The sequence below is a fragment of the Kosakonia quasisacchari genome (assembly GCF_004331415.1).
In the GTDB taxonomy this organism is placed as follows: domain Bacteria; phylum Pseudomonadota; class Gammaproteobacteria; order Enterobacterales; family Enterobacteriaceae; genus Kosakonia; species Kosakonia quasisacchari.
On record NZ_SJOP01000028.1, the window covers coordinates 33,618 to 45,100 of the forward strand.

The window sequence follows — 11,483 nt, forward strand, 5'->3', positions numbered from 1 at the left end:
TCACTCACTCTCCATATTCAGCGGGAAATGGCAGGCGAAGAGATGATTTCTTGCACCGGCTAACCGCGGCCTTTCCACACATTTACGCTGGGCGTAAGGGCAACGCGGCCCCAGGCGGCAGCCAATCGGCAGATGCTCCAGTAGCGGAATCGCACCAGGCATGGTATTCAGGCGGCTTTTATGCGGCATTGCACTGCCAAAGTCCGGGATCGCGCGAATCAATGCCTGCGTATAGGGATGATGCGGCGTGGCGATCAGCTCTTCGCTGGGTGCGGTCTCCACGGTCTGGCCGCAATACATCACGTTGATGCGATCGGCCCATTTGCTCAGCATCTGCAAATCATGGCTGATCAACATAATGGTCGTGTTGTTGTTCTGATTGAGCCTGTCGAGCAGGCGGAAAATTTGCGCCTGGGTAGTTGGCTCCATCGCGTTCGTCGGCTCATCGGCAATCAGCAGACGCGGTTGGTTAGCCAGCGCGATAGCAATCATCACTTTCTGGCATTCACCTTCGGTCAGCTCATAAGGGAAGCTACGCATTGCATCTTTATGATCTTTAATGCCAACACGGTGCAGCAACTCAATGGCGCGACGTTTTCGCCAGCCAAAACGTTGCCACAAGCTGCCTTTCCACGTCCAGCCGGGGATATTCTGCATCAGCTGTTTGCCGACTCGCTCGGACGGATCAAGACAGGATTGCGGTTCCTGAAAGATCATCGATACGTTGTGGCCCAGCAGCTTGCGGCGTTCGCGCGCGGAGAGCCGCAGCAGATCGATATCATCAAAGCGCATACGGTCTGCGGTGACGCGCCAGTTGTCTTTGGTCACGCCGCAAATCGCTTTAGCAATCAGGCTCTTGCCGGAACCAGACTCGCCAACCAACCCGCGAATTTCACCTTCTGCCAGCGTCAGGCTGACGCGATCAACTGCTTTTACCCAGTCCTCGCCCGTTTTCACTTCAATGGTGAGATTACGAATATCAAGAAGCGGCATTATTCCACCCCCGCCATGATCGCGCGGCGAATTCCGTCGCCAAGAATATTAACCAGCAACACGCTCACCATAATTGCCGCGCCCGGCAGCATCACCGTCCACGGCGCAACATAAATCAGTTCCAGCGCGTCACCAAGCATAGCACCCCATTCAGGAGACGGGAGTTGCGCGCCCAGGTCGAGAAAACCGAGTGCGGCGATATCGAGAATCGCCATCGATAGCGCGCGGGTAATTTCTGTCACCAGGCCCGCGGTAATGTTTGGCAGTACGGCAAACCACAAAATATTGATGGTTGAGGCGCCATCGAGTCGCGCGGCGACGACATACTCTTTTTCCAGCTCGTCATGCACCATGCTGTAAACCGAACGTACCATGCGCGGCAGCAACGCCAGCCACACGGCAAACATTGCGTGGGAGAGATGCGGGCCAGCGAACGCCACAACAATAATCGCCAGCAGCAGCGTCGGTAGCGACAGCAGTGTATCGAGAATATGGTTTAGCACCGCCGAGCGCAGGCCGTGGGTGGAACCGGCGAAAACGCCAAGCGCCAGCCCACAAAGCGTTGCTGCCAGCGTAACGACAAATGCCCCGCCCACCGTTGGCGCTGCACCGCTCAGCAAACGGCTTAAGACATCACGCCCCAGATCATCCGTACCAAGGAAAAACGAAACATCGCCATAGCGCGACCAGGAGGGCGGCAGCAGTTGATAACCGAGGAATTGCTGGTCAATACCGTAGGGGGCAAACCAGTGGCCGAAAATACACAGCAGCAGCAACGCGCCGCAGCCATACAGGCCAATCATCGCGGTCGTATCGCCATAAAATTTGCGCCACGCGGTTCGCAGCGCGCCAGGCGGGCGTTTTTCGCTGTAGACGCTATCGTAAGGCATACCATTCCTTATGTTTCAACGGATTAGCCAGTGCGCCGAGAATATCGGAAAGCACGTTCACAATAATAACCAGTGAGCCTATCACCATGACGCCAGCGGAAATCGCCGCGTAGTCCTGCTGGCGAATCGCGTTAATCAACCAGCGCCCCAGCCCAGGCCAACTGAATACCATTTCAGTGATCATCGCCAGTGTCAGCATGGTAGAAAATTGCAGCCCCAGGCGCGGGATCACCGGCGGCAGAGCGTTATGCAAAACATGGCGACGCAAGATAGTCAGCCGCGAAAGGCCGCGCGTCGCCGCCGCTTTGATGTAGTTTTTATCGAACACGTCGATGGTGCTGATGCGCATCAGGCGGATAACTTCTGTGGTCGGCGCGACTGCCAACGTCAATACTGGCAACACGACATGACGTAAGGCGCTGATAATCATCTCTTCGCGCCATGGCGAATCGGAGAGCCAGGCATCGATTAGCGAAAATCCGGTTACCGTTTTGACTTCGTAAAGCAGGTCAAAACGACCCGATACAGGCAGCCAGCCTAAATTTAGCGAGAAAAACAGGGTCAAGAGCAACGCCAGCCAGAACACCGGGATTGAGAAGCCCAGCAGCGCGAAGGTACTGACCATTTTATCCTGCCACTTGCCGCGCATCACACCGGCCAGCATGCCGACCGGGATACCCACTAACAATGCGGAGCCAAACGCCAGCAGGCACAGCTCCATAGTGGCCGGAAACACCTCTTTGAGTTGTTCTGAAATCAGCTGACCGTTAATGCTGGAAACGCCAAAATCCCAGTGCAGCAAACCGTTAAACCAGAACACCCATGCATTCCACAGCGAAGCACCCTGTAGCGGGGCGTGGGGCGTAAAATAGCTCAGGCTAAAGCCAACGAAAGTCAGTAAGAAAAGCGTGACCAGCAGCAATAACAGGCGGCGCAGGGTAAAGATAATCATGGTGGCGAAACCCCTTGTTTTTCCCGCGAAACACCGGCAAAGGAGGCGCTACCAAATGGGCTCAGCACCAGGCCTTTAATATCATAGCGATACGCCTGCAAACGCAGGGAAGATGCCAGCGGCAGCACTGGCAATTCGCGCGCCAGTATCTGCTGAGCCTCGTCATAATCATCAATGCGGGCGGCAAGCTGCTGTGATGCGAGCGCTTTTTGTAACACCTCGTCGAACTCACGGTTGCACCAGTGCGCGAAATTAGTCTGCGAGTTAATTGCCGCACAGCTGAGCATCGGGCGGAAGAAACTGTCCGGGTCGTTACTGTCAGTTGCCCAGCCCGCAAGCGTTAAATCGTGATTCATATCCATCAGCCGTGCTTCCTGGAAACGGCCTTCAACCGGGACGATCACCACTTTAACGCCCACCTGCGCCATATCTGCCTGAATGAGTTCAGCGGTTTTCAACGGGCTTGGGTTCCATGCCTGTGAACTGGTCGGCACCCACAATTGCAGCGTCAGATTTTCCAGCCCCAGCGCTTTCAGGCGCTCACGGGCTTGCACGGGATCGTATTCAGTGATCTTCGCTTCGTTGTCATAAGCCCAGGATGCACGCGGCAGTATTGAGGCGGCGGTTTCAGCGGTTCCGTAGTAAATCGACTGCATCAGGCGCTGGTTATTAATGGCCAGCGCCAGCGCATGGCGCACTTCTGGATTATTCAGCGGTGGCTTGTTGGTATTAAACGCCAGATAGGCAATGTTCATGCCCGGACGCAGCGTGAGCCGCAAACGCGGGTCATCACGCAAAATCGTCAACTGGCTGGCGGCAGGCCAGGCCAGCACATCGCACTCACCGGTTAACAGCTTAGATAAGCGCCCGGTGCCGCCGGAGCCGAGATCAACCACCACTTGTTGCATCAATGGCGTACCGCGCCAGAATTTTTCGTGACGTTGTAACCGAATATATTGACCGGCACGGTATTCATCCAGTTGATAAGGCCCGGTGCCAACCGGCTGTCGGTCAAGCAACTCCTGATGATCACTTTTCTCAAGCTGGGCGGCATATTCCGCCGACATCACCGAAGCATAGTGTGTCGCCAGATGCCATAAAAATGAGGCATCCGGTTTTTTCAGGCGAAATTCAACCGTGCGGTTATCCAGCTTACGTACGCTGTCGACAGAATCGGCAAACTGCAAGCTTTCGAAATAGGGGAAGTTACCGCCGTTGATGTTATGCCACGGATGATTGCGCGAGAAGATGCGCTGGAAGGTGAAGACCACATCATCGGCGTTCAGCGCGCGGTGCGGCGTAAACCAGGCTGTCTTTTGGAACGCCACGCCGTCGCGCAGGCGAAAGCGGTAGGTCGCGCCGTTATCGAGCACCTCCCAGCTTTCCGCCAGCTCCGGAACCAGCCGGTAGGTATAAGGATCGACATCCAGCAAGCGATCATAAAGCTGCGCTGCCAGCGTATCGACAATCAGGCCGCTGCTGACTTTTTGCGGGTTAAAGGTATCGACCTGGCCATTGACACAATAGACAAAGCCGCTGTCGCGAATATCCGCTTGCTCAGAAAGCGGTGTCGCCGCTTGCGCAAAACCCGTCGCCAGGCTTGCGGTCAATAGCAGGGAAGAGAAAACCAGACGCATGATTTTTTCAACGATTTTAAATTCATGTGCAAAGTGTATCGCACTTGCCATGGCTTCGTACAAATGTCTGCTGACGACTGCTGTTATTGTCGGCGATTTCAGCTGATTTGGTGCTTTTTCAGCAGCGCGCGCAGTTGGTGGTAAGTGAGCCCGAGTAATTCGGCTGCGCGTTTTTGGTTAAATTTCGCCTGTTGCAGGCTGGTTTGCAGCAGTGTTTTTTCTTGATCGAACTGGAATTTGCGTAAATCCAGCGGCAAGGCTGGCTGCTCTGTTGCTTCCCGCCCTGTTTGTGGTGGAGTGGTGATGTCACGGTTGAAAGGATCAAGGATGATGTCATCAAGCGGCGTATCGATGCTGCCGTGGCGGTAAACCGAGCGCTCCACCACGTTTTTGAGTTCGCGGATATTACCTGGCCATGAATAACCCATCAGCACGTCGCGCGCGCGATCGGTAAAGCCGGGGAAGAGCGGTAACTTCAGTTCCCGACACATCTGGATAGCGAAATGATCCGCCATCAACATGATATCGCTCTGGCGTTGCCGTAGCGGCGGAAGCAGCACGACATCAAAGGCCAGCCGGTCGAGCAAATCCGCGCGAAAGGTCCCGTCCTGTACCATTTGCGGTAGATCGGCGTTAGTGGCGCAAACCAGCCGTACATTGACCTGTAACGGCTGGCTTCCGCCGACGCGCTCCAGTTCGCCGTATTCAATCACCCGCAGCAACTTTTCCTGTACCAGCATTGGTGCGGTCGCCAGTTCGTCCAGAAACAGCGTTCCGCCATCGGCACGTTCAAACCGGCCCGGATGGCGTTTCTGTGCGCCAGTAAACGCGCCGGCTTCATGGCCGAAAAGTTCGGTATCAAGCAGGTTTTCATTCAGCGCCGCGCAGTTGAGCGAGATGAACGGCCCTTGCCAGCGCGAAGAGAGAAAGTGCAAACGGTTTGCTATCAGCTCTTTACCGGTACCGCGTTCGCCGATGATCAGCACCGGCTTATCGATAGGCGCAAGGCGCGAAACCTGTTCCAGCACCTCGATAAAGCTATTGGCCTCGCCGAGCAAGTTATCCTTTTGTTCCGACATGATGAAATTCGCCACTAGTTGGTGATATTAACTACTCTAGCTTAAGTTATCGTTGCGGTAAAACTATTCATCTTCTTTATATTCAATGAGATAAAAAGTTGGCACGGAGTTTGTAATAGCTCAGCAGCAGGGCCGAGCCCGATTACAGAAATCAAGAGGAACAGATTATGGGTATTTTTTCTCGTTTTGCCGACATCGTGAACGCCAACATCAATTCACTGCTGGAAAAAGCCGAAGATCCGCAAAAGCTGGTGCGTCTGATGATCCAGGAGATGGAAGATACGCTGGTAGAGGTGCGTTCGACTTCAGCGCGTGCGTTGGCGGAGAAAAAACAGCTGACACGTCGCATTGAACAAGCAAACGCGCAACAGGCCGAGTGGCAGGAAAAAGCCGAACTGGCGCTGCGTAAAGATAAAGATGATCTGGCGCGTGCCGCGCTGATTGAAAAGCAAAAACTGACTGCGCTTATTGAAACACTTGAGCAGGAAGTGACGCTGGTGGATGAAAGTCTGACGCGGATGAAAAAAGAGATCGGCGAGTTGGAAAATAAACTCAGCGAAACCCGTGCCCGCCAGCAGGCGTTAACGTTACGCCACCAGGCGGCCAGTTCATCGCGTGATGTTCGTCGTCAGTTGGACAGCGGCAAGCTGGATGAAGCGATGGCGCGCTTTGATTCCTTTGAGCGCCGCATCGACCAAATGGAAGCCGAAGCGGAAAGTCACGGTTTTGGTAAACAGAAATCGCTGGACCAACAATTTGCGGAACTGCGCGCCGATGACGAAATCAGCGAGCAACTGGCGCAGTTGAAAGCCAAAATGAAACAAGACAACGAATAATAATAACGGCGGCATCAGAAGATGCCGCTCCTCATCCGCTGTAAGGAGTACACATGAGCACGCTGTTTCTGGCTATACCCCTGACTCTTTTCATCCTGTTTGTGTTGCCGGTCTGGCTATGGCTGCATTACAACAATCGCACTTCACGCGGCGAACTTAACCAGAATGAGCAGCAGCGCTTACTCCAGCTTTCCGAAGAGGCCACGAGGATGCGCGAACGTATTCAGGCGCTGGAAGATATTCTTGATGCTGAGCACCCGAACTGGAGAGACCGCTAATGGCTACCCTCGATCTGAATAAAAAGTTATGGCGCATCCCCCAGCGCGGAAAAATCGGTGGTGTCTGTGCGGGCATCGCACAGTATCTGGATATTCGCGTCAAAGTCGTGCGTATTCTTGCCATTCTGGCAATGTTTTTCGGGCTGTTTTTCTTTGTCGTGGCGGCGTACATCGTGCTGTTTTTTGTGCTGGATCCGCTGCCGGAAAATTATGCCGAGAGTGAAAATGTACCGAGCAGCAGCGAATTACTGGACGCGGTAGACGCACAGCTCGCTGCGGGAGAAACCCGTTTGCGCCAGATGGAACGCTATGTCACCTCAGACACATTTTCGCTGCGCAGCCGTTTCCGTCAGTTGTAGGAGTGAAGATATGAATCAACGCTGGCAACAGGTTCACCATAAAGTAAAACCCGGTTTGCAGATTGTCGGTAAGCTGGCGTTACTGAGCGCGCTGCGCTTCGGTCCGGCAGGTGTTGCGGGCTGGGCGGTGAAATCCGTCGCCCGACGCCCAGTTAAGCTGCTTCTGGCGTTCGCGCTGGAGCCGTTATTGAAACGAGCTGCGAATAAATTTTCTCGCCGCTTCATGACCGAAAACGAGATAAAATAAGGAATTACGGCTATAGCTTTAAGGCGAAATGCAATGGCGATGGATCGATTTCGTAACGAATTGAATGCGCTGGTTAACCGCGGAATGGACAGGCATTTGCGTCTGGCGGTGACCGGCCTGAGCCGCAGTGGCAAAACCGCTTTTATCACCGCACTGGTTAATCAATTACTGAACCTTCACGCTGGCTCGCGCTTGCCGCTGCTGAGTGCAGTGCGCGAAGAGCGGCTGCTTGGTGTAAAACGCGTGCCGCAGCGTGATTTTGGTATTCCCCGCTTTACCTACGATGAAGGGCTGGCGCAGTTATATGGAACGCCGCCGGTCTGGCCGACGCCGACGCGCGGCGTCAGTGAAATCCGCCTTGCGCTGCGCTTTCGCTCTAACGATTCACTGCTGCGCCATTTCAAAGAAACCTCCACTCTTTATCTGGAAATTGTCGATTATCCCGGCGAATGGCTGCTGGACTTGCCTATGTTGGCGCAGGATTACCTGAGCTGGTCGCGGCAAATGACCGGCTTGTTGCAAGGGCAGCGTCAGGCGTGGTCGGCACAATGGCGCGCTCTTTGCGCAGGGCTTGACCCGCTGGCACCCGCGGATGAAAACCGGCTGGCAGAAATTGCAGCGGCGTGGACGGACTATTTACATCAGTGCAAACGCGAAGGTCTGCACTTTATTCAGCCAGGCCGTTTTGTTCTGCCTGGTGATATGGCCGGCGCGCCAGCGCTGCAATTCGTCCCGTGGCCAGATGTTGATGGCACCGGGGAAGTGAAACTGGCGCAGGCGGCTAAGCACACCAATGCCGGGATGCTGCGTGAACGTTACAACTATTATTGCGAGCATGTCGTCAAAGGTTTCTATAAACACCATTTCCTTAAGTTTGATCGCCAGATTGTGCTGGTCGATTGCCTGCAACCGCTGAACAACGGGCCGCAGGCCTTTAATGATATGCGTCTGGCGCTCACGCAACTGATGCAAAGTTTCCACTACGGGCAGCGCACGCTGTTTCGCCGCCTGTTTGCGCCGGTTATCGACAAACTCTTATTTGCCGCGACCAAAGCCGATCATATTACAGTCGATCAGCACGCCAATATGGTGTCGCTGCTGCAGCAGCTGATCCAGGACGCCTGGCAAAATGCGGCGTTTGAAGGGATTAGCATGGATTGCCTTGGGCTGGCGTCAGTGCAGGCGACGCAAAGCGGCATCATCGATGTAAATGGCGAGAAGATCCCGGCGCTGCGTGGGCATCGTCTGAGGGATGGCGCTCCGCTGACTTTCTACCCCGGTGAAGTGCCTGCACGGCTGCCAGGGCAGGCATTCTGGGACAAGCAAGGGTTTAATTTTGAGGCGTTTCGCCCACCAGTGATGGATGTGGATACCCTGTTGCCGCATATCCGCCTGGATGCGGCGCTGGAGTTTTTGATTGGAGATAAATTGCGATGACCGAGCCGCTAAAACCGAGAATCGATTTCGCAGGCCCGCTGGAAGCGGAAAGCAGTGCGCAGTTTAAGCGTGCGCAGACTTTTAATGATAAGCAAGCGGAAAACTTTGCTCCCGCCCTGGTTGATGAACTGCCGGAAGAGGGGCAAGCCGAGGCGGTAGTCGAAGCCGCGCTGCGGTCAAAACGCAGCCTGTGGCGCAAAATGGTCACTGCCGGGTTGACGTTGTTTGGCGTAAGCGTGGTCGGTCAGGGTGTGCAGTGGGCAATGAACGCCTGGCATACGCAGGACTGGGTTGCGCTGGGCGGCTGTGCCGCCGGTGCGCTGATTGTTGGCGCAGGTGTCGGTTCGGTTGCCAGCGAGTGGCGACGGCTTTGGCGTTTGCGCCAACGCGCGCAAGAACGCGATGAAGCGCGTGATTTATTGCACAGCCATGCAATCGGGAAAGGGCGGGCTTTTTGCGAAAAACTGGCGCGGCAAGCAGGAATCGATCAAGCGCATCCGGTGCTACAGCGCTGGTATGCCGCAATCCACGAAACGCACAACGATCGTGAAATCGTCAGTCTCTATGCGCATTTGGTTCAGCCCGTGCTGGATGCCCAGGCACGGCGTGAAATCAGCCGTTCAGCGGCTGAATCCGCGCTGATGATCGCCGTCAGCCCGCTAGCGATGGTCGATATGGCTTTTATCGCCTGGCGCAATTTGCGGCTGATTAACCGTATCGCCACGCTGTATGGCATCGAACTCGGTTACTACAGCCGCCTGCGTTTGTTCCGCCTGGTGCTGTTAAACATCGCCTTCGCGGGTGCCAGCGAACTGGTGCGTGAAATTGGCATGGACTGGGTATCGCAGGATTTGGCGGCCCGGCTTTCGGCACGTGCAGCGCAGGGGATTGGCGCCGGGTTGTTGACGGCGCGCCTGGGTATTAAAGCGATGGAGCTGTGCCGTCCGCTGCCGTGGCTCGATGATGATAAACCCCGCCTTGGTGATTTCCGCCGACAGTTGATTAGCCAGTTAAAGGAGACGTTACAAAAACGCTCGGCCGACTAAAAAAGCGGCGCTGCGCGCTTACCTTTACGCCGCAGTGCCGCTTTTCTCCGCAAACTGTCAATATTTGTTGACAGGTATCTTCCTGCAAGCCGCGAAGTGGCTTATCATCCTTTCATTACGTGAATGAATAAGGACGAACTCTCATGCGTCTTGAAGTTTTTTGTGAAGACCGGCTTGGTCTGACTCGCGAATTACTGGATCTACTGGTGCTGCGTGGTATCGATTTACGCGGGATAGAGATTGACCCTGTCGGGCGAATCTACCTTAATTTTGCCGCGCTCGAATTTAACACCTTCAGTAGCCTGATGGCTGAAATCCGCCGTATCGCCGGTGTCACTGATGTTCGTACCGTGCTGTGGATGCCATCTGAACGAGAACACCGCGCGATGAGCGCGCTGCTGGAAGCGCTACCAGAACCGGTATTATCGCTGGATATGAAAAGCAAAGTGGAACTGGCGAACCCAGCCAGTTGCCAGCTTTTCGCTCTGGATGCCGACAAAATCCGTAACCACAACGCTGTACAGCTCATTTCGGGATTTAATTTTCAGCGCTGGCTCGAAGGTAACCCGCAAAACTCCCATAGTGAGCATGTCGTTATTGCCGGGCAAAATTTCCTGATGGAGATTACGCCTGTGCACCTGGAAGGCGAAACCGGCGAACCGGTGCTGACCGGTGCGGTGGTGATGCTGCGTTCGACAATTCGGATGGGACGCCAGTTACAAAATCTGAGCCAACAAGATCTCAGCGCGTTCAGTCAGATCGTGGCCGTAAGCCAGAAGATGCGGCAGGTGGTGGAGCAGGCGCGGAAACTGGCCATGCTTACCGCACCGTTGCTGATAATCGGTGATACCGGCACCGGTAAAGATTTGCTGGCGCATGCTTGCCATCTTGCCAGCCCACGCGCGGCGAAACCTTATCTGGCGCTCAATTGCGCGTCCATCCCGGAAGAGTCCGTTGAAAGCGAGCTGTTTGGCCACGCGCCGGAAGGGAAAAAGGGCTTTTTCGAGCAAGCGAACGGCGGCTCGGTGCTACTTGATGAGATTGGCGAAATGTCACCGCGTATGCAGGTGAAACTGCTACGTTTTCTTAACGATGGTACTTTTCGGCGTGTCGGCGAAGATCACGAAGTGCATGTGGATGTGCGAGTAATCTGCGCAACACAGCGCAACCTGGTGGAACTGGTGCAAAAAGGGCTATTCCGGGAAGACCTCTACTATCGCCTGAATGTGCTGACGCTGAATTTACCGCCGCTACGCGATCGTCCGCAGGATATTATGCCACTCACTGAGCTGTTCGTGGCCCGCTTTGCCGACGAGCAGGGCGTGCCTCGCCCAAAACTGTCGCAGGATGTGCATCAGTTGCTCAACCGCTATGGCTGGCCGGGTAACGTGCGCCAGTTGAAAAATGCCATTTACCGTGCGTTAACGCAGCTGGAAGGCTACGAACTGCGCGCTCAGGACATTCAACTGCCGGATTATGACGCAGCCACGGTGCCGGTGGGTGAAGATGCGATGGAGGGTTCGCTGGATGAGATCACCAGCCGTTTCGAGCGCTCGGTACTCATCCAGCTTTATCGCAACTATCCCAGCACGCGTAAACTGGCGAAGCGGCTCGGCGTTTCGCACACTGCGATTGCGAATAAATTGCGGGAATATGGTCTGAGCCAGAAGAAGGGTGAAGAGTAGAAATAAAAAAGCCTCCATTGTGGAGGCTTTTTGTTGTCTATAGA

The 11,483-nt window shown here is 54.9% G+C and carries 12 protein-coding genes; 7 read left to right on the forward strand and 5 right to left on the reverse strand.

Annotated features, from left to right (window positions below):
• From sapD to pspF, 5 genes are all read right to left on the reverse strand, one after another.
• Entirely contained in the window at positions 1-993 is a 993-nt protein-coding gene (gene sapD / locus E0L21_RS22325) for a putrescine export ABC transporter ATP-binding protein SapD (protein ID WP_131413376.1), read from the reverse strand.
• Positions 993-1,883 (reverse strand): putrescine export ABC transporter permease SapC, encoded by an 891-nt coding sequence (sapC, locus tag E0L21_RS22330; protein ID WP_131413378.1) that lies wholly within the window; start codon positions 1,881-1,883, stop codon positions 993-995. The genes sapD and sapC overlap by 1 nt, the downstream gene beginning before the upstream one ends.
• Positions 1,870-2,835 (reverse strand): putrescine export ABC transporter permease SapB, encoded by a 966-nt coding sequence (gene sapB / locus E0L21_RS22335; protein ID WP_131413380.1) that lies wholly within the window; start codon positions 2,833-2,835, stop codon positions 1,870-1,872. Before sapB ends, sapC begins: the two co-directional genes overlap by 14 nt.
• Positions 2,832-4,472 carry an ABC transporter substrate-binding protein SapA gene (sapA, locus tag E0L21_RS22340; protein WP_131413395.1) on the reverse strand — a complete coding sequence of 547 codons (1,641 nt, stop codon included), beginning with the start codon at positions 4,470-4,472 and terminating at the stop codon, positions 2,832-2,834. The genes sapB and sapA overlap by 4 nt, the downstream gene beginning before the upstream one ends.
• Before the next feature lie 98 nt (positions 4,473-4,570).
• Positions 4,571-5,551 carry a phage shock protein operon transcriptional activator gene (pspF, locus tag E0L21_RS22345; RefSeq protein ID WP_131413382.1) on the reverse strand — a complete coding sequence of 327 codons (981 nt, stop codon included), beginning with the start codon at positions 5,549-5,551 and terminating at the stop codon, positions 4,571-4,573.
• A 167-nt stretch (positions 5,552-5,718) separates the two neighbouring features.
• Here pspF and pspA point away from each other — a divergent pair, with 167 nt between their 5' ends.
• The 7 genes from pspA (at position 5,719) to tyrR (ending at position 11,439) form a co-directional block, all read left to right on the forward strand.
• Positions 5,719-6,387, forward strand: a complete 669-nt coding sequence (gene pspA / locus E0L21_RS22350) for a phage shock protein PspA (protein ID WP_131413384.1) — start codon at positions 5,719-5,721, stop codon at positions 6,385-6,387.
• A gap of 53 nt (positions 6,388-6,440) precedes the next feature.
• Positions 6,441-6,665: an envelope stress response membrane protein PspB gene (gene pspB, locus E0L21_RS22355; protein ID WP_016495895.1), complete on the forward strand. Its 225-nt coding sequence runs from the start codon at positions 6,441-6,443 to the stop codon at positions 6,663-6,665.
• Positions 6,665-7,024, forward strand: a complete 360-nt coding sequence (gene pspC, locus E0L21_RS22360; protein WP_131413385.1) for an envelope stress response membrane protein PspC — start codon at positions 6,665-6,667, stop codon at positions 7,022-7,024. The genes pspB and pspC overlap by 1 nt, the downstream gene beginning before the upstream one ends.
• A gap of 10 nt (positions 7,025-7,034) precedes the next feature.
• Positions 7,035-7,271 carry a phage shock protein PspD gene (pspD, locus tag E0L21_RS22365; protein ID WP_131413387.1) on the forward strand — a complete coding sequence of 79 codons (237 nt, stop codon included), beginning with the start codon at positions 7,035-7,037 and terminating at the stop codon, positions 7,269-7,271.
• Positions 7,272-7,310: 39 nt separating this feature from the next.
• Positions 7,311-8,708 carry a YcjX family GTP-binding protein gene (locus E0L21_RS22370; protein ID WP_131413397.1) on the forward strand — a complete coding sequence of 466 codons (1,398 nt, stop codon included), beginning with the start codon at positions 7,311-7,313 and terminating at the stop codon, positions 8,706-8,708.
• Entirely contained in the window at positions 8,705-9,754 is a 1,050-nt protein-coding gene (locus E0L21_RS22375) for a YcjF family protein (RefSeq protein WP_131413389.1), read from the forward strand. Before E0L21_RS22370 ends, E0L21_RS22375 begins: the two co-directional genes overlap by 4 nt.
• Before the next feature lie 143 nt (positions 9,755-9,897).
• The gene (gene tyrR, locus E0L21_RS22380) at positions 9,898-11,439 is read left to right on the forward strand and encodes a transcriptional regulator TyrR (RefSeq protein ID WP_131413391.1); all 1,542 of its coding nucleotides are present in this window, start codon (positions 9,898-9,900) and stop codon (positions 11,437-11,439) included.
• Positions 11,440-11,483 lie beyond the last annotated feature (44 nt).

What these genes read in the sequence shown, in the direction of transcription:
- sapD (WP_131413376.1), bottom strand. Translation starts at nt 993, where the DNA reads ATGCCGCTTCTTGATATTCGTAATCTCACCATTGAAGTGAAAACGGGC.
- sapC (WP_131413378.1), bottom strand. Translation starts at nt 1,883, where the DNA reads ATGCCTTACGATAGCGTCTACAGCGAAAAACGCCCGCCTGGCGCGCTG.
- sapB (WP_131413380.1), bottom strand. Translation starts at nt 2,835, where the DNA reads ATGATTATCTTTACCCTGCGCCGCCTGTTATTGCTGCTGGTCACGCTT.
- sapA (WP_131413395.1), bottom strand. Translation starts at nt 4,472, where the DNA reads ATGCGTCTGGTTTTCTCTTCCCTGCTATTGACCGCAAGCCTGGCGACG.
- pspF (WP_131413382.1), bottom strand. Translation starts at nt 5,551, where the DNA reads ATGTCGGAACAAAAGGATAACTTGCTCGGCGAGGCCAATAGCTTTATC.
- pspA (WP_131413384.1), top strand. Translation starts at nt 5,719, where the DNA reads ATGGGTATTTTTTCTCGTTTTGCCGACATCGTGAACGCCAACATCAAT.
- pspB (WP_016495895.1), top strand. Translation starts at nt 6,441, where the DNA reads ATGAGCACGCTGTTTCTGGCTATACCCCTGACTCTTTTCATCCTGTTT.
- pspC (WP_131413385.1), top strand. Translation starts at nt 6,665, where the DNA reads ATGGCTACCCTCGATCTGAATAAAAAGTTATGGCGCATCCCCCAGCGC.
- pspD (WP_131413387.1), top strand. Translation starts at nt 7,035, where the DNA reads ATGAATCAACGCTGGCAACAGGTTCACCATAAAGTAAAACCCGGTTTG.
- E0L21_RS22370 (WP_131413397.1), top strand. Translation starts at nt 7,311, where the DNA reads ATGGATCGATTTCGTAACGAATTGAATGCGCTGGTTAACCGCGGAATG.
- E0L21_RS22375 (WP_131413389.1), top strand. Translation starts at nt 8,705, where the DNA reads ATGACCGAGCCGCTAAAACCGAGAATCGATTTCGCAGGCCCGCTGGAA.
- tyrR (WP_131413391.1), top strand. Translation starts at nt 9,898, where the DNA reads ATGCGTCTTGAAGTTTTTTGTGAAGACCGGCTTGGTCTGACTCGCGAA.